This window comes from Bifidobacteriaceae bacterium, from assembly GCA_031281585.1.
GTDB lineage: Bacteria > Actinomycetota > Actinomycetes > Actinomycetales > WQXJ01 > JAIRTF01.
This window is the reverse complement of the sequence record JAITFE010000100.1, coordinates 15,433-38,740: the sequence shown is the minus strand read 5'-3', so window position 1 is coordinate 38,740 and position 23,308 is coordinate 15,433. Positions and strand designations below refer to the sequence as shown.

The following is a 23,308-nucleotide window of genomic DNA, read 5'->3' as shown; positions in this document are numbered from 1 at the left end:
GCCTGGTCAAGCCGTCGCCTGGCGCACCCGGTCCGCGATCGCGGCGTCAACCGCCGCCCAGTACTGGAAGAAGCGCTCTTTGACTTCCGGCCTGGTCAAGCCTCGATACTGGCCGGCGAGGGTGGCTACGAAACGGTCGCGAGCGGCATCGTCGAAGACCTCCCGGACCATGGTTCCGGCCTGGCCGAAGTCGTGGTCCTCGGCGTGGAGGCTGGCCGCGGCGCGCACCAACTCGCCATCCGACTGCCAGCCGGGCGACTCCGACGCGAGTTCCGGCGAGGCCACCGGGCCGCCAAGCGAATTCGGCGCGTAGACCGGATCGGCCGGCGAATCGACCGCGTAACGCATCGCCCCGTCCCTGGTGTAGGAATTGACAGGCGCCTTGGGCGCGTTCACCGGAAGCTGCGTGGAATTGGCGCCCACGCGATAGCGGTGCGCGTCCCGGTACGCGAACATCCTGGCCAAAAGCATCTTGTCGGGGCTGACGCTGATTCCCGGAACCAGGTTCGAAGGCGCGAAAGCCGCCTGCTCGACCTGGGCAAAGTAGTTCTCCGGGTTGCGGTTCAACGTCATCCGCCCCACCTCCACCAGCGGATAATCGCTGTGCGGCCAGACCTTGGTCAGATCGAACGGGTTGAAGCGGTAGGTCTTGGCGTCCGCGTAAGGCATGATCTGCACCTTCATTGTCCATGACGGGTATTCGCCGCGAGCGATCGCGTCCCACAGATCCCGCAGGTAGTGATCCGCGTCCGTCCCCGCCAGCGTCTCCGCCTCCGCTGCGGTGATATTGCGAACGCCCTGGTCAGACACGAAGTGGTACTTGACCCAGAACCGCTCGCCGGCGGCGTTCAGCCATTGGTAGGTGTGGGAGGAGTACCCCTGCATGTGCCTCCAACTGGCGGGCACGCCCCTGTCGCCCATCAAATAGGTGACCTGGTGAGCCGATTCGGGCGACAAGGTCCAGAAATCCCACTGCATGTCAAGATCCCGCAGATGCGAGCCCGGCAAGCGCTTTTGGGAGTGGATGAAATCAGGGAATTTCATGCCGTCCCGAATGAAGAAGACCGGCGTGTTGTTGCCGACCATGTCGTAATTTCCCTCGGTGGTGTAGAACTTCAGCGCGAAGCCGCGCACGTCCCGCCAGGTGTCCGGGCTGCCCAACTCGCCGGCCACCGAAGAGAAGCGGGCCAGCATTTCGGTTTGCGTCCCAGGTTGGAAGACCGCCGCCTTTGTCCACTCGCTCACGTCTCCCGTGACTTTGAAGGTCCCGAAGGCGCCGCCGCCCTTCGCGTGGACCACCCGTTCTGGGATGCGCTCTCTGTTGAACTGGGCCAGTTTCTCGACCAGGTAATGGTCATGCAGCGCGATGGCGCCGTCCGCCCCCACGCTCAGCGAGTGCGCGTCAGAGGCGACCGGTTCGCCGGTCAAGGTTGTGGTGGGCGGCGGGGCGGCGCCCCTGTCGGTTGGATTCTCGCTCATGATGGCTCCTTCGGTCAGGTTTTGGTTGGTTGGGTCTTCGGGTCTTCGTTGCTTGCGGTCGATCTCGGTTGGTCAGGAACTGGCCCGGGCCCCGGGCTTGGCGCCCTGACGACCTCGCGTCTGGCATTGCGGGCACACGCCCCAATAGATGACTTCGGCCTGGTCGATCGAAAAGCCGTGACTGTCCGAGGCCTCCAGGCACGGCGTGTAGCCGACGGCGCAGTCGACGTCCTCTATCCTGTGGCAGCGACGGCAGATGACGTGATGGTGGTTGTCCGCCGTCCGCCCCTCGAACAGGCGGCTGTGGCCGGCGGGTTCAATCTGGTGGATCAGTCCGTGTTCGGTCAGAGTGGCAAGCGCGTCATAAACCGTCTGGGTGGCGACCGCGCCGAGCTTCCCCCGGACCGCCTTGGCCACCTGGTCGGCGCCTAAGTGCCCATCCGCCGCCAAGGCTTCAAGCACCGCGAGGCGCGCCGCGGTCACGCGGAGGCCCACCGCTTTCAGGCGGGCTTGATGATCCTGGTCGGTCCTTGTCACAGTCGCCAACTGTAGCCTGTTTTCTGGAATTATTCCAATCTACGATCCGTTCTGCCTCTCGCCATCTGGTCAAGGAGCCGCCGGCGCACCTCCGGCCGGCGAATATGACAGAGTTGGTGGCGTGTCTGACGGCGCCGCGCCCGCGACTCCCTTCCAGTGGCGCAAATTGATGCGACCTCGCCCCATCCACGAGGCCGGGCGCACCTCCACCCCGCTCGAGCTGCTCTTCGACCTGATCTTCGTGGTGGCGGTGGGCAGCGCGGTGGATCAGCTCGCCAGCGGGGCGGCCGGAGGCGCTCTGGGACGATCGCTGATCAGCTTCCTCATGGTCTTCTTCGCCGTCTGGTGGGCCTGGATGAACTTCACCTGGTTCGCCTCCTCCTATGACGTTGACGACGGCCCCTACCGGCTCATGGTCCTGTTGCAGATGGCCGGGGTATTGATCCTCTCCGCCAGCCTGGTCCAGGCTTTCCGGGACTTCGACTGGACCGCCGGGACCATTGGCTACGTGGTCATGCGCGTGGCCCAAATCTGCCAATGGCTGCGCGCCGGCGCCTCCGACCCCGACCGACGGCCCACCACCCGGCGCTACGCGATCGGGATTGGGCTGGCCCAGGTCGGATGGCTGGCCCGCCTGGCGCTCCCCCACACCCTTGGGTGGACCGTGGCCTCATTCGCGGTGCTGGCAGCGGCCGAAATGATGGTCCCGGCAATCGCCGAGCGGGCGCAGCGGACCGCCTGGCACCCGCACCACATAGCCGAACGCTACGGCCTCTTCACGCTCATCTTGTTGGGCGAACTGGTGACGGTGGCCGTGGCGGGCGTCCAAGTGGAACTGGACTCGACCGGCCTGACGCCGGGCCTCACCGGCGTCTCTGCGTCAGCTCTGCTGCTGCTGTTCGCCATGTGGTGGCTCTACTTCTCCACACCGATGGCCGACCACTTGGAACAACGCCGGGAGCTGGCCTTCCCCTGGGGCTACGGGCACGTCTCCATCTTCTTGGGACTGGCCGTCCTGGGTTCGGGCCTCGAGTTGGCGGTCGAAGTCTCCCACGCCAACGAACTCCACATTGGCGTGGTCGCCATCGGATACCTGGTTTGCGCGCCTGTGGCGCTGTTCGTTTCCGGTCTGTGGGGCCTGGAGGCCTGGGCCAGGCGCACCTTCTTCGGCGTGTCGCCGCTGGTCGCGGCCCTCGCCATCCTGGCCGCCGCGCCCTGGTTGGCCACCACCCCGGTCGGCGTGGCCGGCCCCGTAGGCACCAGCGCGCTGGTCACGATCGGCCTGACCATCCTTGTGATGGTGCGCCGCGCGGACGCCGGCCTCCCGGACACCGACCACGAGGACCTGGTCGACAGCTAACCCGACCGATTGACCGCCGCCCTAACCGGCGAACCACTCGCGCGCCCAGACCCCAGACCACGGCACCGGACCAGGCGTTCGGCCCCGCCTTCTTATAGGCGGTCGCCCTCGCGGCCCGCGAAGTCTGCCATCGACTCGTTGATGCCCAGTTGGTCCGCCACCCAGTCGAAGGCGCCCACCGGCAGCAGGCGGAGAAGTGGGACTGAGCGCACCAAGGGCGGCATGATCAGTTGCTTGGTCCCGCGCTCAATACCCCGCAGGATGGCGCCCGCCACCTGGCGGGGCTCCAAGATCGGGAGGAGCAGCGGATAGCGGGAGCGGACCCCCGCGAACATGCCCGTGTCGATGTAGAAGGGGCACACCACCATGGTGGCCACCCCCGTGCCCGCCTCCCTCAGCTCATTCCGCAAAGCCTCGTTGAAGGCGATCGCCCCGGCCTTCGAGGCGGCGTAGTCCGTCATCTTCGAGCCCGCGACCAGGCCCGCGGCCGAGGCGACCGTGACCACGTAGCCGGTCCGCTGTTCGATCATGCCGCCCAGGAAGGCCTGCGTGACCCAGAACAGCGACCGCAGGTTCACGTCCAGGGTCCGGTCGATCGAGGCGGGGGTGTCCTCAAGCAGCGGCCGACCCGACACAACCCCGGCGTTGTTGATCAGAATGTCGGCCGGCCCGGTCTGCTCCGCCGCGGCGGCGACGGCGGCGCGATCAGCCACGTCCACGGCAAAAGCGCTGGCCCGGCCGCCCTCGGCCACGATCTCCGCCGCCACCGATTCGGCCCGGCCCCGGTCCAGGTCCCAGACCGCCACCGTGGACCCCTTGCGGGCGGCCCCGACCGCCATCCGCCGGCCAATCCCGCTGCCGCCGCCGGTGACGACCACCCTGGCCCCGTCAAGCGCCAGCCCCTCTTGACGATACTTGCTCATGACCTCGCCACCTTCCTGATCAGCTCCCCAGCAGTCGTGTGGAGCCACCGCGACCCCACGGTCATGACGGCGGCGTAGCCCGGACGCGGCGCCCAACTGGGCGGGCCGATCGCCAACAGCCGCTCAGTCGCCACCGTCTGCGCCTCCATGTACTTGAGCAGGCCCTCCGCGCCGTGGCGCCGGCCGAGGCCGGAAATGCCAAAGCCGCCCATCGGCGCGTCCGTGGAGCCCCACGCCGCCGCGTAGCCCTCGTTGATGTTGACGGTGCCGGCCCGCAGCCGTTCGCCGACCGACCGGCCGTGCCCCGCCGAGGACGTCCAGACCGAGGCGTTCAACCCGTATTCCGTGTCATTCGCCAACCGGATCGCCTCTTCGTCGCAGTCCACCGGGTAGATCGACACGACAGGCCCGAAGGTCTCATCCCGCGAGACCGTCATGGCGTCAGTCACGCCGGTCAGGACCGTGGGCTCGTAGAAAAAGGCTCCCAAGTCCGCCCGTCGCTGGCCGCCGGTCAAAACGGTGGCGCCTTTCGCGACGGCATCGTCGACGTGGTCCCTCACCTTGTCCAACTGGGCCTGGCTGATCAGCGGACCCATGTCCACGTCCCAACCGCCGCCGCCCCCCAGCACCATTTCCGCGGCGCGGGCGGCGAAAGCCCCCGCGAACGCCTCGAACAAGGGGCGCGCCACGTAAATCCGCTCGACCGAGATGCAAAGCTGGCCGCTATTCGCGAAGCACGCCCGCACCGCCCCCTCGACGGTCCGCCCCAGCGGCGCGTCTCCCAGCACCAGCAGCGGGTTCTTGCCGCCCAGTTCCGCGCTGCACCCCACCAGACGCTCCCCGCACTGGGCCGCGATGGTCCGCCCGGTGGCGGTCGAGCCGGTGAACATGAGGTAGTCCGAGCCGTCTATGATCGGCAGGCCCAACTCGGCGCCCGGCCCCGTAACCACCTGCATCAGATCTTCCGGCAGTCCAGCCTGGCGCAGCAGTTTGACCAGGTGCAACGCCGTCAGCGGCGTCTGCGAGTCCGGTTTGAGCACCACGCCATTCCCGGCCAACAGCGCCGGCACGGCGTCTGACACCGCCAAAGTCAGCGGGTAGTTCCAAGGGGAGATGATCCCGATCACGCCTTTGGCAACGTGATGGACGTAGGTGCTGGTCAGCACCGGTAAAGCGCCACGCCGACGATGCCGTCCAAGGACTTTGGGAGCTTTCGCCGCGTAGTAGCCGGCAGTCAGCACCGCATCGAGAAACTCCTCAAAGGCGTCCGTGCGGGACTTGCCGTTCTCGGCGTGCACCAGGTCGAGGAGGTCGTCGCGGTTGGCGACCAACAGGTCCTTGAACCGCTCGATCACGCCGCGGCGCCGGTCCAGGGACGCGGCCGCCCACCGCCGGCCCGCCGCGCGCGCCCGCCGGGCCGCCTCCCACACGTCCTCCGGCGTGCAGACCGGAACCCGGCCCAACTCGGCGTTGTCGATCGGGCTGACGATGGGCCGCCAGGGGCGTCCAGCCGACACGGTGACCTGCTCCGCGAGGTCGTTCCAAGCCGGATCGACCCGGTAGAGCGCGGGGTTGGGGGAAGTCACAGTCATGATGCTCTCCTTCTTCGCAGGGCGACGCCAACCAAGCATAGAGACGCCCGCGGGCCGTGTCAGCCAACCTGCGGGTCAACCGGCGTGGAAGCGGGCCAGGAACTCGATTGTCCGCGCCTCGCGCGGGCTGGCGAAGACCTCTGAGGCCACACCCTCCTCCGCGATCACCCCGTTGTCCATGAACGCCACACGGTCTGACACGTCCCTGGCGAAGGCCATCTCATGGGTCACGATCACCATGGTCAACCCGGACGCCGCCAGTTCGCCCATGACCGCCAAGACCTCGCCGACCATTTCCGGGTCCAGGGCGGAGGTCGGCTCGTCGAAGAGCAGGGCTTCGGGCTCCATCGACAGGGCCCGCGCGATCGCCACCCGCTGCTTCTGGCCGCCCGAAAGCTGCCGGGGTTTGGCGTCAACGTACCGGTCCATGCCGACCTTGGCGAGGTAGCCGAGCGCCCGCTCGCGCGCCTCGGCCACGCTCCGCCCGGCCGCGCGAACCTGCCCTATCACGCAGTTGTCCAGCACGTTCAGGTTGTTGAAAAGGTTGAATTGCTGGAACACCATGCCCAGATGCGTGCGGAAACGCCTGACGTTGTAGCCTCGCGCCAGTACGTTCTGGCCGTGGTACAGGACCTCCCCCGACGTGGGCCATTCGAGCAGGTTGACGCAACGCAGGAACGTCGACTTGCCGGAGCCGGACGCCCCGATCACGGACACCACCTCGCCCGGCCGCACCGTGAAGTCAATGCCTTTGAGGATCTCGTTCTGGCCGAAAGACTTGCGCAGGCCGCGGGTTTCGACGATCGGGCCGGCCGCGGTCTGGGCGCGGTCAGCGGGTTCGGCTGCCATAGTTGTCACCCCCAGGGCGCAGAATCGACTCCGGGACGGTCGAGGAAGTCGCCAGCGTGAAGTTCTCCGGTCCCTCCAGTCGGCGCTCCAAGAGGCGGAGCAACCGCGTCGTGGAGAAAGTCAGCACCAGGTAGATGGCCGCCACCAGCAAATAGACCGGGAACGTCTGGTACAGGATGCCGTCGATCGACTTGCCTTGGAAGAACAACTCCGAGGTGCCGATCACCATCAGCACCGAAGTGTCCTTGATGTTGATGACGAACTCGTTGCCGGTGGCGGGCAGGATGTTGCGGATCGCCTGCGGCAAGATGACCCCGCGCATGGTGGCCCAGTGGCCCATACCGACGGCTTTGGCGGCCTCCGTCTGGCCGACGTCCACCGACTGAATCCCGCCGCGGACGATCTCCGCCATGTAAGCGCCCGTGTTGATCGAGACCACCAGCAGCCCCGCCGTCACCACGTTGAAGTCGATCTGGAACGCCATGCCCAGGCCGAAGTACACAACCATCGCCTGAACCATCATGGGGGTCCCCCGGAACACCTCAACGTAGATTCCCAAGAGAATGCTCACGGCTTTCAGCAGCACGCGTTTGGCCGGACCGGAGCTGTGGCGGTCCGCCGGGATGGTCCGCACCACCCCGACGCCCAATCCCAGCACAACGCCCACCACCGTTCCGGTGAGGGCCAGGAACATGGTCACTCCCACGCCCTTCAACAGCCACGGCCAGTACTCCTGGAAAATGTAGGCGATCCACTCCAGGAAGGTCCGGTCACCCGCCGCGGCGGCCAAATAGGTCATTCTGTTCCGGGCTGGTCCTTGACCGCCTGCTCCATCAGTTGCTCCCGCTGCTGCTCGGAGATCGACCCCAGTGCCGCGTTCACGTCTTCCAACAGGTCGGAGCCCTTCTTCAAGCCGATCGCGATTGTCGGGTGGTCCTTGAATCCCTCGCCGTCCTCAAACGCCGCGAACGCCAGGTCGGGGTTCGACGCGACCGCGCTCAGCGCGCCCGGCCGCTCCGAGATGTAGCCGTCAACCTTGCCGGACTTGACCGCCAGGATCATGGTGGGGAAGTCCTGCAGCGCCGTCTGCTTGTTCACGCCCGCGATCTCATCCAGGTACTGGTCGTAATGGATGGTCGAGATCTGGGCGGTGATCTTGGCGTCCTTGAAATCCTCCAGCGACTTGGCGCCGGCCAGCGGGGAGTCCTTCTTGACCACGATCACCACGTCCGAGGTGTAGTAGTCCTCGGAGAAGTCGATCGCCTCTTTGCGTTCCTCGGTTGGGCTCATCCCGGCCACGATCATGTCGATCTTGCCGGACTGCAGGGCCGGGATCAACCCGTCCCAACTGGTCTTCACCACCACGATCTCCCGGCCCATGTGCTGGGCCACCAGCTTCGCCATTTGCACGTCGTAGCCGCCCGCCCAGCCGCCGCCGTCAATCTTGACCGCGCCGTTCGAATCGTCCTTCTGAGTCCAGTTGAACGGCGCGTACGCCGCCTCCATGCCGACGCGGAGAGTCTTGGAGGTCTCGCCGCCCTCGCCAGAGCCGTCTTGATCCCCGGATCCGCCGCAGGCCGCCAGCCCCAACGGCAGCGCGAAGGACAATGCGATCAGGGCCGAAAGTTTCTTCATCGCCGTTTCCTTTACAAGTCAACGCATCATTGGAACAGCCTGACAGTACCAGCCGGAGATTTCGTCTGGGCTCCGGTTCGTCTCGCCATTTCGCACGATCCCGTCCGGCCCGGCCGCGCAACGCGGCGTCACTCCCAGATTCGCACCCAAACGGTGACACGCCGGTCCAGGTTTTCGGCGTAATCCAACGACCAACGACTGGCGGCCTGGATGGCCAGCAAACGGAATTGGTCCATGGTTTCAGTCAGGTCGCGGCGCACGGCCTCCGCCTCCAACGGCCCGAACGTCGCCGCCAGGTCCTCGGCGAAGCGCGGGGTCACCCATTGCTCGAGGTGGCGCCCGCGCCAATAGGTGTCGCAGTCGGGACCCTTCAACGCGCGAATCACCCAGGCCTGGAGTTCGACCAGGGCGTCCTTCATAAATCCGTCGACTATGCGTCTGGCGGCCCACACCTCGCCCCGTCCCAGGCGGCGGGCCGCCCGCGCGGCGTCGATCCAGAACCGAGCCACCAGCTGCGAAAACTGGTCCTGCGAGGGGCGGGCGCGCAAGCCGGCGCCGGACTCCTCCGCCAGCTTCGCGAGCCCTTCCGGAACGGGGCCGCCCTCCTTCAGCGCGTCAAACCCGCGCCGGGCAATGTCGGCCAGGACCGCGCGGGCGCCGGGACCCAACTGGTCGGGCGCCTCCGGCGCGAGGATGAGCAGGTCGACCTGGGCGGCATCGTCCAACAAGAGCCGCTTGACCGGCAGCTCCGGGAACGTGCGGTCCACGGTGGAGGCCCAGATCCGCCCCAACCGGCTGATCCAAGCGTTGTCCGCCAACAACGCCTCCGGTTCGGCGGCGAAGACCAACAGGTCGAGGTCGGCGGCGGAGTCGGGGGCGTCCGAGGCGCGCGACCCGATCACCGCGGCGCCAAGCACCGCTTCGGAATCCCGCAGGAGGGGCGTCAATTGGCGGATGATCTCGCGGTAATTGGTAGGCACGCCATGACCTTACCGGACCGGCGAGCGGGCGTGGCCCAGTCCAAACACTGCGCCCTGGGGACTTCCGGAGGGCGCGGCGGCTGAGCGTCTGCGACAATGAGCCCATGACATATCCCGGTCCACCCGCTTCCGCCGGCGCCCCGGTGCCGCTAGACCAGCCCTACTACGGCGCCTCGATGGGCGTGGCGATTGTGCGCTTCTTCAAGAAATACGCCACGTTCTCCGGCCGCGCCTCCAGGTCCGAATACTGGTGGTGGTTCCTATTCGCGACCATTGTCGGCTTTGTCATCACCATTCCGTTCGTGGTGTGGCTGTTCGGGATGCTGCCGTCCTTTTTCGAGTTGCTGGCGGACACCATGGACGCCCAGTCCTACGGCTATTCGGAACCCGACCCGGCGTTGTACCTGCGCGGCCACGAGCCGGGCGGCCTGGCCATGGCGTCCCTCGCTGCAGCCTCCATCTGGAGCTTGGCAACTTTCGTTCCGACTCTGGCCATCAACTGGCGGCGCCTTCACGACGCGGGCTTTTCAGGCGCGTTCTATCTGCTCAACCTGGCCAACCTGGGCATTGTTCCGCTGATCATGTGCATCTTGGCCTCGAAGCCTCAGGGTGCCCGTTTCGACCAGAACGCCACCGGCTATCCAACGGCGCCGCCAGCGGGTTACGGCCCCCCGCCAACCGGCTATGGCCAGCCCTACGCGCCGCCCGGCTACGGCTACCCCCCGCCGGCCGCTCCGCCACCGGCCCAGCCTTACGGCGCTCCGCCCCAGCCTCCGGTCCCTGCGCCCGAGATCGGCCCGGACGGCCTGCCTAGATACCCCGGCTGACCGGCCCGGCACTGCGGCTAGCGGTGTGCGACCCGCTTTGGAGCGGGCGTCCACTTGACTTCGAAGGAGATCGCCTCCAGCGCCGAAGGCTTGACGTTGTTCTTGGTCAAGTCCGGGTCCAGCGACAGGTAGTGCTTGGTCTCCCGCGCGATCATTCCGCTGAGGATCAGCAGGCCGATCAGGTTGGGCAGCGCCATCAGGCCGTTCAGGATGTCCGCGATGTTCCAGATGGTGCTGGCCGGCAAGACCGCCCAGACCACGATCAGCGCCGTGAAAACAATCCGATACGGCATCTGCGCCTTGATACCGAGCAGTCGGACCGCGCAACGCTCGCCGTAATAGGACCAGCCGATCACGGTGGACAGGGCGAAGAAGACCACGCAAATGGCCACTATCGCGGGGCCCGGGCTGCCAATGGTCTGCTCGAACGCCGCATTGGTCAACTGCCCGTTCAGCCGCTCGCCGTCATCCTTGACCGCCGTGTTCTGCCACACCCCGCTGGTCAGGATCACCAGGCCGGTGAAGGACACCACGATGATCGTGTCGATAAAGGTCTGGGTCATTGACACCAGCCCCTGGCGCACCGGGTGCGAGGTCTTGGCGGCCGCGGCCACAATGGCGGCCGAACCCATCCCGGATTCGTTGGAGAAGATGCCCCGGGCCATGCCCTTTTGGATCGCCAGGCCGATTCCGGCGCCCAGGAAGTCGCCGACTGCCTCCCCCGTCTCGGCGGTGCCGGTGAACGCGTCGGTGAACACCAACGCGAAGGCCTCCGGGATGGCGGTCGCGTTCATGGCCAGGATGACCAGGCCGGCCAGGATGTAGACCACGATCATGAACGGAACGAAGGCCGCCGTCACGCGGCCGATCGACTTGATGCCGCCGATCAGGGTCAACCCGACCAGAATCATCACCAGGACGCCTGTGGCAAGCTCCGGAATTCCGAAAGCCTCCTTCATGTTTGTGGTCATCGCGTCGACTTGGGTGCCGTTGCCGATCCCGAACGCCGCCAACGCGCCGAAGACCGCGAAGCTCAGAGCGAGGATCTTGCCGAGCGGTCCCTTGATCGCCTTTTGCAGGTAGACCTGCGGTCCGCCGACCACCTCGCCGCGCGCGTCCGTTTCCCGGTACTTGGAGCCCAGGAAGGCCTCCGCGTACTTCGAGGCCATGCCCAGCAGGCCCGTGATCCACATCCAGAACAAGGCGCCCGGGCCGCCGATCCCGATGGCCGTCGCCACGCCCACAATGTTGCCCACGCCCACAGTCGCCGCCAACGCGGTGGTCAACGCCTGGTACTGCGAGATGTCGCCCGCAGAACCCGGATCTTTGCGCGTGAACAGGCCGAGCTTCAGCGCGGGCCACAGTTTGGTGAACTGCATGCCTTTGAGCCGAATGGTCAGCACCAGGCCGGTGATGAACAGCAGCGGGATGAGAAGCCAGATGCTCCAGACGAAATCGTCGATCTTGGTGACGACATCAGAGAAACCTTGCACGTTGGGCCTTCCGTCGGGCCGTCCCGCCAGCGCGGGAACGGGTGCGGTGGCTCGGCCCCAGTCCGAACCTGGCTCTGGGGCGAGCAATTCGTTCAGCCCAACAATAAGCGTGTGGAAAGTGTGAAGACGACCCCAGAGGGGAACTGAAACCTGCCTGTAACAATGATTTGACGTGCTGATAACCGTTGGCGCTCTGCGAGAATTGATTGACCCCCACTCGTTGCCCGAAGGAGCCGCCGTGGCGCAAGGCCTGGACTACAAGTGCCCCCACTGCGGGGGCAATCTGGCCTACAACGCCGAGGCGGGCCTGCTGGTCTGCGACAACTGCGGCTCAAGGTTTGACCCCACCGCGTGGCAGACGCCCCAACAGGCCCAGCCCGGACCTACCCCGGCGCCCGAGGCCGAGGAGCCGCCCGCGCCCTGGCCGCCACCCCAATTCAACCAGTACGCCTGCCGCTCCTGCGGTGCCGTGGTCGCGGCCGCCGCGACCGAAGCCGCCGGGACCTGCCCCTACTGCCGCAGCCCAATAGTGATCGCCGAGCAGCTGGCCGGCGAGCTCGCCCCGGAATTGGTGGTCCCCTTCAGAACCACGCGCGAGCAGGCCGTAGCCGCCTTGAACGGCCTCTACGGCAAGAAGCGCCTGCTGCCCAAAGTCTTCTCCGCTCAGAACTTCATCGACGAGGTCAAGGGCGTCTACGTCCCGTTCTGGTTGTTCGACTTCGAGACCAAGATTCTGGAGCAGTACGACGCCAGAGACGTGTCGACCCAGCACTGGGGCAACACCAGTCACACCACCACCAGGCACTATGCCGCCCACCGGGTCGGCGAGGCCCGCTTCCTGGGCGTCCCGGTGGACGGCTCGATCAACATGCCGGACGCCATCATGGAGTCGATCGAACCCTTCGACCTCACCCGCGCCGTCCCGTTCAAACCGACCTATCTGCCCGGTTTCCTGGCCGAACGCTACAACGTGGACTCCGAGATGGCGACCGTGCGGGCGCGCGAACGCCTGGACAAGACCGCGGGTTCGATCTTTCGGAACACCGTCACGGGACACCAGAGCGTCTCCCTGGTCGGCTCGAAGGTGACGGTCAACGAGACGCGCCTGCACTTGGCCCTTCTGCCGGTCTGGGTGCTCACAACGGTTTGGAGAGGCGAACGCTTCACGTTCGCCATGAACGGCCAGACCGGGCGGATAGTCGGAGACCTGCCACTGGACCGCGCCGCCTATTGGCGGTGGTTCGCCATCCTGGCGAGCTCGGCCGCCGTGGTGGCCGGGGCGATCGCGGCGCTGGCGGTGGGATTGTGACCGGGGCGGGCGCGATCCGCCGGGGCCTTGCCCGCCTTGCGGCTCTGCGACTGGCGGCTCTGCGACTGGCCGCTCTGCGACTGGCCGCGCTGGGACTGGCGGCGGTTTGGCTGACGGTGGCGACGGCATCGGGCGCGTGGGCGGACGGCTCCGCTGGGACCGGCGACGTCCGGGCGCACCTCTGGGACAGAGCCGGCCTGCTGACTGGCGTGCAGGAGGCGACCCTGGAGCAGGAACTTGAGCGGCTCAGCGCCGAACACGGGGCGGACTTCGTGATAGTGACCGTGCCTTCGCTGGGGATGCGCACGGCCACCGAGTTCGCGGACGACTACTTCAGCTTCGGCCCCGACCCGGAGAACCCCGACCAGCCTGGCCGCAATCCGGACGCTGGCTGGGGGCAGGGCGGCGACAAGTCGGGAATCCTCTTCCTGGTGGCCCCGGAGGGGCGCCATTGGGCCCTGGCCACCCACGGTGACGCGATCGACGTTTACACAGACGCCGTCCAGGACCGGATCATGGGCCAAGTCCTGCCCTACCTGGGGCGGGATGACTGGTACGGGGGCTTCCAAGAGTTCCTCAGCGGGGCTGGCCAGGCCTACTCAGACGCCGGCCGCTTCCGCTGGGAGATCGTGGCCCTGGCGGCGGTGGCGGGCGGACTGATCGGCGGCTTTGTGCCCGTGACCCTCTGGCGGCGCCAACTCAAGACCGTGCGGCCAGCCCCGGACGCCAGCGACTACTTGGACCCCGCCTCCCTCCGCCTAACCGCCCAGACCGAGGTCCTGGTCAGCCAGAACACCTCCGTCCACTACAACCAGCAGCACGGCCGCTCCGGCTGGGGCGGGGGCGGAGGCGGAGGCTCCTCAATCCACTTCGGCTCCTCCGGCTCCCGCTTCGGCGGCTCCTCCGGCAGGTTCTGACCTCAGGAGCCGGCCGGGGCCGTCATGTGCGCCGCGATCCACGCCCAAGCGGCCTCCTCGTTTAGCGCCCCGATGGCCTCGGCTTTGGAGCCCACCATGTTCGGCGGCAGAGTTGTCGCCACCACAATCGGATCCGACACGGTCTTGTCGGCCGTGTTGTAGATGGTGACCACGGTTTCGCCGAGGTTGCCCGTGAACTCCTCTTGCCCAGAGCGGTTGTTTTCCAACCGATAAGACCCGGATTCGGCCCCGACTCGACGCGACACCACCACCACGCTGACGCAGGCGTCCCGCCTCCGGCAGAACCAGTCTTCAAGGATGTCGTCGCGCCACGTGGGGACGGTGGCCAGCTGCGGCCCGGCTGTCCCATCCTCTTCTATTGCCACCAGGGCCGGGCTGGCTATGGTGGTGACCGCGCCGCCTGGCTCGTACTGGGCGCGGAGCGCCTGAACCAGCCACGGCTCGAGGTCGTATGCATGCTTCTCGGCCTCGGCCGCTTCCCTCTCCGCTTGCTCCTCCGCCTCGCGCGCGGCCCGCCTTTCCGCGCGGGTCTGGGGCTGGGAGAAGCCCAACGCGGCGGCGCTCAGTTCGCCCACCGGAATGGTGTTGACCGTCTCAAGCTTCGCCAACACCGGAGGCACAGCCAGGATCTGTTCCAGCGTCTCGGCCGACACGTCTTCCAAGGTGCCAGTGTCGCCAAACCAGCACGAGTCGGTGCAGATCATGACGGCGGCCAATTCGCGAAAGCCCTTCAGCGCGTCCCAGTGCCAGTCATCGTCTGGGTCGATTCTCAATCTCAGTTGGGCCAGGACAGGCAGTTTGGGGGCGGCGTTCTTCAGCGTCTCCCATTGGCCGTCTCCGCTGACCGCAGTTTCCACCCGCGACAGTACCGGTTGGGGCGCAATCAGGTCCCACGGGAAGGGGTTTCTCACAGTGTCCAGGGCAACCACGCCCGGTAAGGCGTTCAAGGCGTCGACCACCGACCTTTCGTTCGGTTTCACCAGGCTTATGAAGGTGACCCGCGCCTCGGCAAGGCCCAGAGCCTGCGCCGCCGCCAAATCTTCGGCCGAGTTGACCCAAATCTCCAAAGAACGGCACCCGAGCGGTGCCTCGGCCCGCTTCGCGAGTTCCGCCAGCGCCGCCGAGTCCGGCGCGTCCGCCTCAATCTCGAGACGACCAGACTTTGTCCCGACGGCCGCGAATTCCAGGGCGATGCCCTCCACCTCGGCGGAGACGGCCTGGGCGAACTCGGCCACCTGGTCCTGGTCCAACTCTTTCACGGCGGGACAAGTCGGCCGCGGCGTGGGGCTGGGCAAAACCTCCGGGGCCGCCTCGGGCCCCGACTTCGCGCACCCGGCCAGCCAGCCAACGCCCAGAGCGGCCGCCACCGCCGCAACCATGATTCGCCTGCTCATCGCCATCCCTTTCCTTTTGCCACAAAGGCTCCATCGCCAGTCGTGTCCGCCACCCCTCATTGTCGACGCCATCATTGCCGACTGTCTCTTCCCAGACTATGGGTGCGCCCCGCCGCAATGGTCTGCTCAGAGCAGACAATTGCCACGCCATACCCCAGGGCTCTAACGCCCGGCCTGCCCGCGTCAGGCGGTGGCCGAGTCGGCCTCAAGGTGCGGGGAAATCGTCGCGGGGCCGGCGGCGCCCGCGCGGCGGGTCTTGCGGTAGCGGGTCCACGCGATCACCGACAGGACTACCACGATCAGGGCCTGGATGATCGCGGCGGCCAGGACGGGGGAGGATTGGGCCACCCGGGCCAGGCCCGCGAAGACCGCCAGGCCGCCGGCGGCGTAGACGCTCCCCCACATCAGCCAACCAGGCACGGCGGCCAGTGTGTAACGCCACCAGCGCCAGCCGATCAGCCCGGCCGAGAGGTTCACGGCCGTCTGGAAGCCGACGGTCAAGAAAGAGACGGGAATGGCCGGCCAGCCCCAGCGTTCCAGCTTGTCGCGCGCCTTGCCCGCTCCCTCGCTGGTGAGACGCTTGGCCCAGGCCGCGCGCACCAATCCGGCGCGGACCGCGCGGCCCAGCCAATAGGTGCACTGGGAGCGGACGCACGCCACCAGGGTCAGAAAGACAAAAGCGACCGCGAACGGCTTCGCCAGAATCCAATCGACCACGGCCACACCCTACCCGACGCCCGCCCGGCGCGCCGCTCAGCGGCGGCGCTTTTCCCGGACCCGAACTGAGATTTGGATCGGCGTGCCGGTGAAGTCGAACGACTCGCGCAGAGAGCGCTCAATGAAGCGGCGGTAGGGCGCCTCCAGGAAGCCGGAGGTGAAAATGACGAAGCGGGGAGGCCGGGTCGCGGCCTGGGTGGCGAACAAGATGCGCGGCTGTTTGCCGCCGCGCAGAGGATGCGGTTGGGCCGCCACCAACTCGCCCAGGAAGGAGTTCAGCCGCCCCGTCGGAACGCGGCGCTGCCACCCGGCCAGAGCCGTGTCCAAAGCGCCGACCAGGCGGTCGACCCGCCGGCCCGTCACCGCCGACAGGTTCACGCGGGGCGCCCAGGCCCAGGGCGCCAAGTCCTGCTCAATGGAGCGCTCCAAGTAGAAGCGGCGCTCGGAGTCCATCAGGTCCCACTTGTTGAACCCGATCACCAAGGCCCGCCCCGCCTCGCTGGCCATCTGCAAAATGCGCACGTCCTGTTCCGCGACATCCTGGGAGGAGTCGATCAGGGCGACCGCCACCTCGGCCCGTTCGATGGCCGTCTGCGTGCGCAGCGAGGCGTAGAAGTCCGCCCCTTGCGTGCGGTGGATCCGCCGCCGGATTCCGGCGGTGTCCACGAACCGCCAGTCGCGCCCGTCCAGTTGGATCAGCTCGTCCACCGGGTCGCGCGTGGTCCCAGCCAGGGGGTCCACGACGGAGCGCTCAGCGCCCGCCAGCTTGTTGAGCAGCGAGGATTTGCCCACGTTCGGCCGGCCGATCAACGCCACGCGTCGCACGCCGGGCGGGTCCAAGACCGCCGGGCCCGAGCCGTCGGCTTGGACCAAGGCGGCCACGGCGGCGTCCAACAAGTCGCCGACCCCGCGGCCGTGCAACGCGGAGACGGGGTACGGCTCGCCCAGCCCCAGCGACCACAACTGGGCCGCGTCCGCCTCCGCGCGGGGGCCGTCCACTTTGTTCGCCGCCAGCACCACCGGCTTGCCCGCCCGCCTGAGGACCCGCACCAGGGCCTCGTCCGTGTCGGTGACGCCCACCGTCGCGTCAACCACCAAGACCGCGGCGTCCGCCAGTTCGACCGCCAGTTCGGCCTGTTCGGCCACCCGCGCCGTCAGCCCCGACACGTCGATTTCCCAGCCGCCCGTGTCAACCACCGTAAAGTGGCGGCCGGTCCATTCCGCCGGGTAGGACACCCGGTCCCGGGTCACGCCCGGCTGGTCTTGGACCACCGCCTCCCGGCGCCCCAGAATCCGGTTGACCAGCGTCGACTTGCCGACGTTTGGCCGGCCGACGATGGCGAGTGTCCCGGCCGACGCCACCGCGTCGCCCCCAGCCCGCTCGCCCTGGCCGTCCAACAGCGCAAGGTCCTCCGGCTCCAGTTCGTAGTCTTCGAGCGCCGAGCGCAGCGCCGCCGCCTTGTCCATGCCCTCGATGCCCTCAATGCCCTCGATTGGCGGTTGGCTGGTCATTTTGGTTTCCTCCCCGAGTCGGTTGGCAGCGCGATCCCGCTGGCGGCGACGGCTGCCTGGACGTGCGCCGCCAGGCCGGCCCCGATCCGCTCCATGGCCGCCGCGATTTGCTCGCGCCTGGGCGCGGTGCCGTCCAAACCAAGTTCCAAGGCCGGGCCGAACGACACGTACAGCTTGCGGCGGAAGGGCGGCAGCCGGAAGGCGCTCTCCCCCTGGCGCCGGGTGCCCAGGCAGGCGAAAGGGATCACCGGCGCGCCCGAGTTGACGGCCAGCCAGGCCACGCCCGGGTGGATCTGGCGCATCTTGCCGTCGCCGCGGGAACCCTCCGGGAAGATGCCGACCAGCGAGCCGCGCTCGAGCAGCGCCAGGCAGGTTCGCAGCGCCTCGCGCCCGGAGTCCTTGGCCAGGGACACCTGGCCCGCCGCTTTCAGGATCCGCCCGCCCAGTCCCTGCCCCAGGGCCCATTTCATGATGAAGTGCACGCCGCGCGGGGACGCGCCCAACACCACGGGACCGTCCACCAGGCCCGTGTGGTTCCCGGCCAGAATGGCGGCGCCGGAGCGGGGCACGTTCTCGCGTCCAACCACCTTTGTGGAGACGTAAGCGTGCTCGGCGAAGGCCGCCACGCATCTGGCCCAGCCCGCCTGCCAACGCCCGGGCAGTCTGGGTTCGACGCGGCCCTGGGCCCGCTCCGTCATGGGACCGGCACCAGCGCCAAGACGGCCGCCACCGTCTGTTCCACGCTCAGGTCGGACGAGTCGATCAGGGTCACCCCCGGCGGCGCCTCCATGAAGCGGGCCACGGTGGCGTCTTGGCTGTCCCGCCGCGAGACCTCGTCGCGGGTGGCCTCGATCGCGGCGGCGTCCGCCCCGCCCCGCTGGTCCAGGGCGCGCCGACGCAACCGGGCGGCTTCGGAGGCTGTGATCAAAACGCGGACGTCGGCATCGGGCGCCACAACTGTGTTGATGTCGCGCCCTTCCACGACGATCCCCGGGCGCCGGTTCGCGGCGACGATCTGCCGTTGGCGGGCCACCAGCACCTCGCGGACCGGTATGACCGTGGACAGCTTGGAGACGTAGCCGCTCACCGCGCTGGTCCTGATCAACGCCGTGACGTCCTCCCCTGCGAGCGTCACCCGCTGGTCCGCCGGGTCGAGGGGCACGTCCAAAGGCAGGCGCCGGACCAGTTCGGGGAGGCGTTCGGGCTGGTCCAACAGGCCCGCCCGCTCGGCCGCCAGTGCCGCCGCCCGGTACATCGCGCCGGTGTCCAGATACGCCAGGCCGAGTTCCCGGGCCACCGCCTTGGCCACGGTCGACTTGCCCGAGCCGGACGGCCCGTCGATGGCGATCACCGTCATTCGAGAATCCTCCAACCCTGCTCCTGCAAGTCTTGGGCCAGCGCCGGGCCGGCGCCCTCCGCCACCGAAATCTCCGCCAAGCCGACCAGTTGCCCGGCGCCGTGCTCCAACGCCAGGTCCTCCAAGTTGACCCCGAGCCGGCCCATCTCCTGGAACAGCCGCCCCAATTCTCCGGGCTTGTCCGGCACCATCACCGTGACCTTGTCGAACCGCCGCCGGGCGCCGCCGTGCTTGCCGGGGATCCGCTCGGCGCCCCTGGCCCCCTCGCCGATCAGCGTGGCCAGTTCGACCAGCGCCCGCCCAATCCCGCCCGCCCCGGCGCCGCCCTCCAGGGCTGCGATGGCGCCGTCCAGATCCTCGCGCACCGCCCGCAACGCGGTGGCGACCGCGGCCGCGTTGCCCGTCAAGATGATGGACCACAAGCTGGGGTCCGAATTCGCGATGCGGGTCATGTCCCGCAACCCCTGGCCCGCCAGGTCGAGCGCCCCGGTCTCCGCCTCGATCAGGCGCTTCGCGGTCAGGCTCGACATCAGCTGGGGCACGTGGGACACCAACGCCACCGCCCTGTCATGGGCGTGGGCGTCAAGGTAGGTTGGATGGGCGCCAAGGTCGCTGGCCAGTTCCCTGACCTGCAACGCGGCGCCCGCGCGGGCGTTTGGCGGCGGCGCGACCACCCAGGGCCGGCCCACAAACAGGTCGCCCGTCGCAGCAGCCGGACCGGTCTTCTCCCGCCCCGCCATCGGGTGCGAGCCCACATAGCGGCTCAGGTCCGCCCCCAGGCCGGTGAGTTGCTCCAGGATGATCGCCTTGACCGACGCGACGTCCGTCACGACCGCGTTCGGGAAACGCTCCAATTGGCGCGCCACCACCGGCGCCGTCACGTCCGGCGGGCAGGCCACCACCACCAGCCTTGGCTCCCCGTCTTCGTGGACGCGCGCCCTTCCCGCCCCGATCTGGACCGCCACCTCGCGCGCCGCCGGCGAGGGGTCCTCAAGCGTGACGACGATGCCGTGCCCCACCAGTCCCAGCCCCACCGACGCGCCGATCAAACCCGTCCCAACGATGTGGACCGGGCCCAGGGTGGCGGCGGAAACCGGCCGGACGGCATCGGCGGCCTGCCCTGCCGTCACAAGTTGGCCGCCTTCTTCAGCGAGGCCAACTCCGGGCCGGACAGGACGCGCCAACGGCCGGACTTGAGGTCCCCCAGGGCGATTGGGCCGACTTTGGTCCTGACCAGTTGCGTCACTGGGTGGCCAACCTCGGCCAACATGCGGCGCACCACCCGGTTGCGGCCTGAATGGAGCGTCAATTCGACCTGGGTGTATCCGGGGATCGAGTCGACCAAGCGGAACGAGTCGACGGCGGCCACGCCGTCCTCCAACTCGATCCCCTCGCGCAAGCGCCTGCCCACGCCCCTGGACACCCGGCCCTCGACGGTCGCGAGGTAGGTTTTGGGGACCTCGTGCGAGGGGTGGGCCAACGCGTTGGCCAGCGCGCCGTCATTGGTGAGGAGGATCAAACCCTCCGAGTCCCGGTCCAGGCGGCCAACATGGAAGAGCCGTTCCTTCCTGGTCTGGACCAGGGCGGCCAGTGTGGGGCGGTCTTCTGGGTCGTCCATTGTGGACACCACGCCAACTGGTTTGTTGAGGGCCAATGTCAGCTTGCTGGAGTCTGTCTCGATGGGCAGGCCGTCCACCTCGATGCGGCGCCGGTCCGGGTCCACTCTGAGGCCGAGTTCACGGACGCGGACGCCGTCCACTTGGATCCGCCCCGCCAGGATCATGTCTTCGGCGGCTCGTCTGGAGGCCACGCCGGCCTCGGCCAGGATCTTCTGAAGGCGGACGCCCTCTTCGTCATAGGGCGGCTCTTCGCGGGGGCCGCGCTCACGCCTCCCGCCGGCCGTCCGCCCGCCCGCGGCGCGGCCCTGCGCGCGCCGTTCCCGTTGCCCGCCGCCCTTCTTGCCCCGGCTTTCGCCTGCCTGGGCGCCACGGGGACGCGATGGAGTCATGCTGCGGTCTCTCCTGATTGTGATTCAGCGGAAACGCCGTCCCCCGGGGACGGCCCTGAAAAGCTGGCGCGGACCGTGCTTGGCCCACACGCAGCTTAATAGGCTAGCCCACCAAGGAGTTCGCCGGCGCTGCCCCGAGGACGGGCGGTTGCTCCTCCACCTGGTCCTTGATTTCCTCGAGCGCCTCCCCCGTCGGCAGGTGGGGGGTCAAGGGCTCCAACTCGCGGAGCGAGGAGATGCCCATGCGCTCCAGGAACAGGTTGGTGGTGGCGTAAAGGGAGGCGCCTGAGGTTTCCTCGACCCCGACCTCCTCGACCAAGCCCCGGCTGGCCAGGGTGCGGACCACCGAGTCGACGCTCACGCCGCGGACCTGGGAGACGCGCCCACGGCTGATAGGGCCCTTGTAGGCGATGATCGCCAGGGTCTCGAGGGCCGCCTGGGTCAGCTTGGCCGTCGCGCCGTCGCGGACGAACCGCTCCACCACGCCGGCCTGGTCGGGGTGGGAGTAGATCCGCCAACCGCCCCCGACCTCCCGCAGTTCGAAGCCACGCGGGCGGGCGCCGTCCGCGCCGCGATATTCGGCGGCCAGGAGTTCAAGCAGGCGACGGGCCTCCTCTACGGGCAAGCCGACCGCGATCGCCAGATCGGTGGTGGAGGCGGGTTGGTCCACCACCATCAGGACGGCCTCAAGGGCGGCCAGTTTGGAATCGGTCACGCGAATTCCTCCGAGATCTCCACTGTGGTGGCCGCTCCCGTCCAAGCGATGGCCAACTCCCCTAGGGCCTCAGGCTGCTCAAAAGTGACTTGACCGGCCCGGAACATCTCCAGCAGGGCCAAGAACCGGGCGACGATCACAGCCAGCGAGTTGTCCGCGTCCGCTATCAGCGCCCGGAAGGTCGCCCGGCCCTGGGCCGCCAGATGTTCGGCCATGAGGCCGGCCTGGACGCTCACCGAAACCGCGGGCGCGTGCAGGTGGCCCAGCGGCACCTCGGGCGCCGTTCGCGGGCGGTACAGGACGGCCGCGGCGATAACCGCCAACTGTGTTGGCCCGATCGACCAGACCAAGTCCGGCAGCAAACGCGCGAACTGCGGCTCCAAGCTGGTCAGCCGGGGGACGTGGCGGGCCTGCTCCGCGAACCGGGCCGCAATGGAGCCGGACAACTCCTTGAACGCGCGGTACTCCAGCAGGCGCGCGAACAGCAAGTCGCGGGCCTCAAGCAATTCCAGGTCCTCGCTGTCCGCGATTCCGCCGGGCAGCAAAGAGGCCGCCTTCAAGTCCAGCAGGGTCGCCGCCACGACCAGGAACTCCGACGCCTGCGACAGCGGCCAGTTGTCGGGGCGGGATTCGACGTAGGCGATGAACTCGTCCGTCACCTCAGCCAAGGCAATTTCTGTGATGTCAAGCTGACGCTTCGTGATCAGCGAAACCAGGAGGTCGAAAGGGCCCTCGAAGTTCTCAAGGGTGACGGCGAAGGCCTGCGGCGGGGCGGGGGGTTCGGCCACGGCGGTCCCGCCAGCGGCTCCGGCCGGGGGCGGCGCCAAGAAGTCAGGCGGCATCGCCCCGCGCGATGAGCTCGCGGGCCAACCGCCGGTAGGACAGGGCGCCCGGGTGGTCCGGCGCGAACGTCAAGATGGGCTCCGCGGCGACCGACGAGTCGGGGAACTTGACCGTCCGGGCGATCACCGTGTCGAAAACCTGCGCCCCGAACGCCTCATGCACCCGTTCCAAGACCTCGCGGGAGTGCAGCGTCCGCAAGTCGACCATGGTCGCCAAGATGCCGTCGATCTTCAGGCGCGGGTTGAGGCGGTCCGCCACTTTCGCGATGGTCTCCACCAGAAGCGCCACCCCGCGCAACGCGAAATACTCCGTCTCAAGGGGGATGATCACCCCGTGCGATGCCGTCAAGGCGTTCACGGTCAGCAACCCGAGCGACGGTTGGCAGTCGATCAGCACGACATCGTAGGTGTCGAGGACCGGGCGAAGCATCCTGGCCAGCGCGGTTTCGCGGGCGACCTCCCCCACCAGTTGCACCTCGGCCGCGGACAGGTCAATGTTCGCCGGGGCCATGTCCAGCCCGGCGGCGGCGGTCGGCACAATGATGTCCGTCACCGCGACCGATGAGCTCATCAGCGCGTCGTAGACCGTCGCCTGGTCTTCCCTGGTGGTCACCCCGAGCGCCACCGAGGCGGCGCCCTGCGGGTCGAAGTCCACAACCAGGACGCGTCGGCCGTATTCGGCCAGCGCCGCGCCCAGGTTGACCGACGTGGTCGTCTTGCCCACGCCGCCTTTCTGATTGCACAGGGCGATCACGCGGGCGGGCCCGTGGCCTTCCAGGGCCGCCGGCTCAGGGAAGTCCTTGAGGCTGTCAGCAGGCTTGGTCACCCGCCAATGGTAGCC

Annotated in this window: 22 protein-coding genes and 1 pseudogene; 4 read left to right on the top strand and 19 right to left on the bottom strand. The window is 68.0% G+C overall.

The genetic code is table 11. The annotated features are described in order from the left end of the window. Nucleotides 1-6: 6 nt before the first annotated feature. Both LBC97_11385 and LBC97_11380 read right to left on the bottom strand, forming a co-directional pair. Nucleotides 7-1,479: a catalase gene (locus LBC97_11385; protein ID MDR2566631.1), complete on the bottom strand. Its 1,473-nt coding sequence runs from the start codon at nucleotides 1,477-1,479 to the stop codon at nucleotides 7-9. Nucleotides 1,480-1,551: 72 nt separating this feature from the next. After that, nucleotides 1,552-2,016 carry a transcriptional repressor gene (locus LBC97_11380; GenBank protein ID MDR2566630.1) on the bottom strand — a complete coding sequence of 155 codons (465 nt, stop codon included), beginning with the start codon at nucleotides 2,014-2,016 and terminating at the stop codon, nucleotides 1,552-1,554. Nucleotides 2,017-2,137: 121 nt separating this feature from the next. On the opposite strand from LBC97_11380, the gene LBC97_11375 reads away from it, so the two are divergent. Next, entirely contained in the window at nucleotides 2,138-3,376 is a 1,239-nt protein-coding gene (locus LBC97_11375) for a low temperature requirement protein A (GenBank protein MDR2566629.1), read from the top strand. A gap of 92 nt (nucleotides 3,377-3,468) precedes the next feature. Here LBC97_11375 and LBC97_11370 read toward each other — a convergent pair whose 3' ends face one another. The 6 genes from LBC97_11370 to LBC97_11345 all read right to left on the bottom strand — a co-directional run bounded on the left by LBC97_11370 (nucleotide 3,469) and on the right by LBC97_11345 (nucleotide 9,355). Continuing rightward, nucleotides 3,469-4,299, bottom strand: coding sequence for an SDR family oxidoreductase (locus LBC97_11370; protein ID MDR2566628.1), 831 nt, complete (start codon nucleotides 4,297-4,299; stop codon nucleotides 3,469-3,471). Then, nucleotides 4,296-5,891, bottom strand: a complete 1,596-nt coding sequence (locus LBC97_11365; GenBank protein ID MDR2566627.1) for a succinate-semialdehyde dehydrogenase (NADP(+)) — start codon at nucleotides 5,889-5,891, stop codon at nucleotides 4,296-4,298. The genes LBC97_11370 and LBC97_11365 overlap by 4 nt, the downstream gene beginning before the upstream one ends. 75 nt (nucleotides 5,892-5,966) lie before the next feature. After that, nucleotides 5,967-6,695, bottom strand: coding sequence for an amino acid ABC transporter ATP-binding protein (locus LBC97_11360; protein ID MDR2566626.1), 729 nt, complete (start codon nucleotides 6,693-6,695; stop codon nucleotides 5,967-5,969). 25 nt (nucleotides 6,696-6,720) lie between these two features. Continuing rightward, nucleotides 6,721-7,539: an amino acid ABC transporter permease gene (locus LBC97_11355; protein ID MDR2566625.1), complete on the bottom strand. Its 819-nt coding sequence runs from the start codon at nucleotides 7,537-7,539 to the stop codon at nucleotides 6,721-6,723. Then, entirely contained in the window at nucleotides 7,536-8,375 is an 840-nt protein-coding gene (locus tag LBC97_11350) for a transporter substrate-binding domain-containing protein (GenBank protein MDR2566624.1), read from the bottom strand. The genes LBC97_11355 and LBC97_11350 overlap by 4 nt, the downstream gene beginning before the upstream one ends. A 128-nt stretch (nucleotides 8,376-8,503) precedes the next feature. After that, a complete protein-coding gene (locus tag LBC97_11345) occupies nucleotides 8,504-9,355 on the bottom strand; it encodes an aminoglycoside 6-adenylyltransferase (GenBank protein MDR2566623.1) in 852 nt (283 codons plus the stop codon). Between the two features lie 104 nt (nucleotides 9,356-9,459). Here LBC97_11345 and LBC97_11340 point away from each other — a divergent pair, with 104 nt between their 5' ends. Next, nucleotides 9,460-10,182, top strand: a complete 723-nt coding sequence (locus LBC97_11340; GenBank protein MDR2566622.1) for a DUF805 domain-containing protein — start codon at nucleotides 9,460-9,462, stop codon at nucleotides 10,180-10,182. 17 nt (nucleotides 10,183-10,199) lie between these two features. Here the strand turns inward: LBC97_11340 and LBC97_11335 are convergent, their stop codons facing one another. Beyond that, complete coding sequence (locus LBC97_11335; GenBank protein MDR2566621.1) at nucleotides 10,200-11,675, bottom strand: sodium:alanine symporter family protein; 1,476 nt, start codon at nucleotides 11,673-11,675, stop codon at nucleotides 10,200-10,202. A gap of 172 nt (nucleotides 11,676-11,847) precedes the next feature. On the opposite strand from LBC97_11335, the gene LBC97_11330 reads away from it, so the two are divergent. Next, the gene (locus tag LBC97_11330) at nucleotides 11,848-12,984 is read left to right on the top strand and encodes a TFIIB-type zinc ribbon-containing protein (protein MDR2566620.1); all 1,137 of its coding nucleotides are present in this window, start codon (nucleotides 11,848-11,850) and stop codon (nucleotides 12,982-12,984) included. Beyond that, nucleotides 12,981-13,901, top strand: coding sequence for a TPM domain-containing protein (locus tag LBC97_11325; GenBank protein MDR2566619.1), 921 nt, complete (start codon nucleotides 12,981-12,983; stop codon nucleotides 13,899-13,901). Before LBC97_11330 ends, LBC97_11325 begins: the two co-directional genes overlap by 4 nt. 2 nt (nucleotides 13,902-13,903) lie before the next feature. Here the strand turns inward: LBC97_11325 and LBC97_11320 are convergent, their stop codons facing one another. The 10 genes and pseudogenes from LBC97_11320 to LBC97_11275 all read right to left on the bottom strand — a co-directional run bounded on the left by LBC97_11320 (nucleotide 13,904) and on the right by LBC97_11275 (nucleotide 23,293). Further along, a complete protein-coding gene (locus LBC97_11320) occupies nucleotides 13,904-15,316 on the bottom strand; it encodes a hypothetical protein (protein MDR2566618.1) in 1,413 nt (470 codons plus the stop codon). 183 nt (nucleotides 15,317-15,499) lie between these two features. After that, nucleotides 15,500-16,033 (bottom strand): hypothetical protein, encoded by a 534-nt coding sequence (locus tag LBC97_11315; protein ID MDR2566617.1) that lies wholly within the window; start codon nucleotides 16,031-16,033, stop codon nucleotides 15,500-15,502. Nucleotides 16,034-16,069: 36 nt separating this feature from the next. Beyond that, nucleotides 16,070-17,476: pseudogene (der, locus tag LBC97_11310) on the bottom strand (ribosome biogenesis GTPase Der). Between the two features lie 65 nt (nucleotides 17,477-17,541). Then, complete coding sequence (locus LBC97_11305) at nucleotides 17,542-18,243, bottom strand: 1-acyl-sn-glycerol-3-phosphate acyltransferase (protein ID MDR2566616.1); 702 nt, start codon at nucleotides 18,241-18,243, stop codon at nucleotides 17,542-17,544. Continuing rightward, entirely contained in the window at nucleotides 18,240-18,902 is a 663-nt protein-coding gene (cmk, locus tag LBC97_11300; protein MDR2566615.1) for a (d)CMP kinase, read from the bottom strand. The genes LBC97_11305 and cmk overlap by 4 nt, the downstream gene beginning before the upstream one ends. Further along, the gene (locus LBC97_11295) at nucleotides 18,899-20,032 is read right to left on the bottom strand and encodes a prephenate dehydrogenase (protein MDR2566614.1); all 1,134 of its coding nucleotides are present in this window, start codon (nucleotides 20,030-20,032) and stop codon (nucleotides 18,899-18,901) included. Before LBC97_11295 ends, cmk begins: the two co-directional genes overlap by 4 nt. After that, nucleotides 20,029-20,910: an rRNA pseudouridine synthase gene (locus LBC97_11290; GenBank protein ID MDR2566613.1), complete on the bottom strand. Its 882-nt coding sequence runs from the start codon at nucleotides 20,908-20,910 to the stop codon at nucleotides 20,029-20,031. Before LBC97_11290 ends, LBC97_11295 begins: the two co-directional genes overlap by 4 nt. 103 nt (nucleotides 20,911-21,013) lie before the next feature. Continuing rightward, entirely contained in the window at nucleotides 21,014-21,625 is a 612-nt protein-coding gene (locus LBC97_11285) for an SMC-Scp complex subunit ScpB (protein MDR2566612.1), read from the bottom strand. Then, entirely contained in the window at nucleotides 21,622-22,467 is an 846-nt protein-coding gene (locus LBC97_11280; GenBank protein ID MDR2566611.1) for a segregation/condensation protein A, read from the bottom strand. The genes LBC97_11285 and LBC97_11280 overlap by 4 nt, the downstream gene beginning before the upstream one ends. Further along, the gene (locus LBC97_11275) at nucleotides 22,457-23,293 is read right to left on the bottom strand and encodes an AAA family ATPase (protein MDR2566610.1); all 837 of its coding nucleotides are present in this window, start codon (nucleotides 23,291-23,293) and stop codon (nucleotides 22,457-22,459) included. Before LBC97_11275 ends, LBC97_11280 begins: the two co-directional genes overlap by 11 nt. Between the last annotated feature and the right edge of the window lie 15 nt (nucleotides 23,294-23,308).

Excerpts from the sequence above, each read along its gene's own strand:
- LBC97_11385 (MDR2566631.1), bottom strand. The coding sequence starts at position 1,479 with ATGAGCGAGAATCCAACCGACAGGGGCGCCGCCCCGCCGCCCACCACA.
- LBC97_11290 (MDR2566613.1), bottom strand. The coding sequence starts at position 20,910 with ATGACTCCATCGCGTCCCCGTGGCGCCCAGGCAGGCGAAAGCCGGGGC.
- LBC97_11280 (MDR2566611.1), bottom strand. The coding sequence starts at position 22,467 with ATGCCGCCTGACTTCTTGGCGCCGCCCCCGGCCGGAGCCGCTGGCGGG.
- LBC97_11370 (MDR2566628.1), bottom strand. The coding sequence starts at position 4,299 with ATGAGCAAGTATCGTCAAGAGGGGCTGGCGCTTGACGGGGCCAGGGTG.
- cmk (MDR2566615.1), bottom strand. The coding sequence starts at position 18,902 with ATGACGGTGATCGCCATCGACGGGCCGTCCGGCTCGGGCAAGTCGACC.
- LBC97_11350 (MDR2566624.1), bottom strand. The coding sequence starts at position 8,375 with ATGAAGAAACTTTCGGCCCTGATCGCATTGTCCTTCGCGCTGCCGTTG.
- LBC97_11355 (MDR2566625.1), bottom strand. The coding sequence starts at position 7,539 with ATGACCTATTTGGCCGCCGCGGCGGGTGACCGGACCTTCCTGGAGTGG.
- LBC97_11320 (MDR2566618.1), bottom strand. The coding sequence starts at position 15,316 with ATGAGCAGGCGAATCATGGTTGCGGCGGTGGCGGCCGCTCTGGGCGTT.
- LBC97_11305 (MDR2566616.1), bottom strand. The coding sequence starts at position 18,243 with ATGACGGAGCGGGCCCAGGGCCGCGTCGAACCCAGACTGCCCGGGCGT.
- LBC97_11340 (MDR2566622.1), top strand. The coding sequence starts at position 9,460 with ATGACATATCCCGGTCCACCCGCTTCCGCCGGCGCCCCGGTGCCGCTA.
- LBC97_11365 (MDR2566627.1), bottom strand. The coding sequence starts at position 5,891 with ATGACTGTGACTTCCCCCAACCCCGCGCTCTACCGGGTCGATCCGGCT.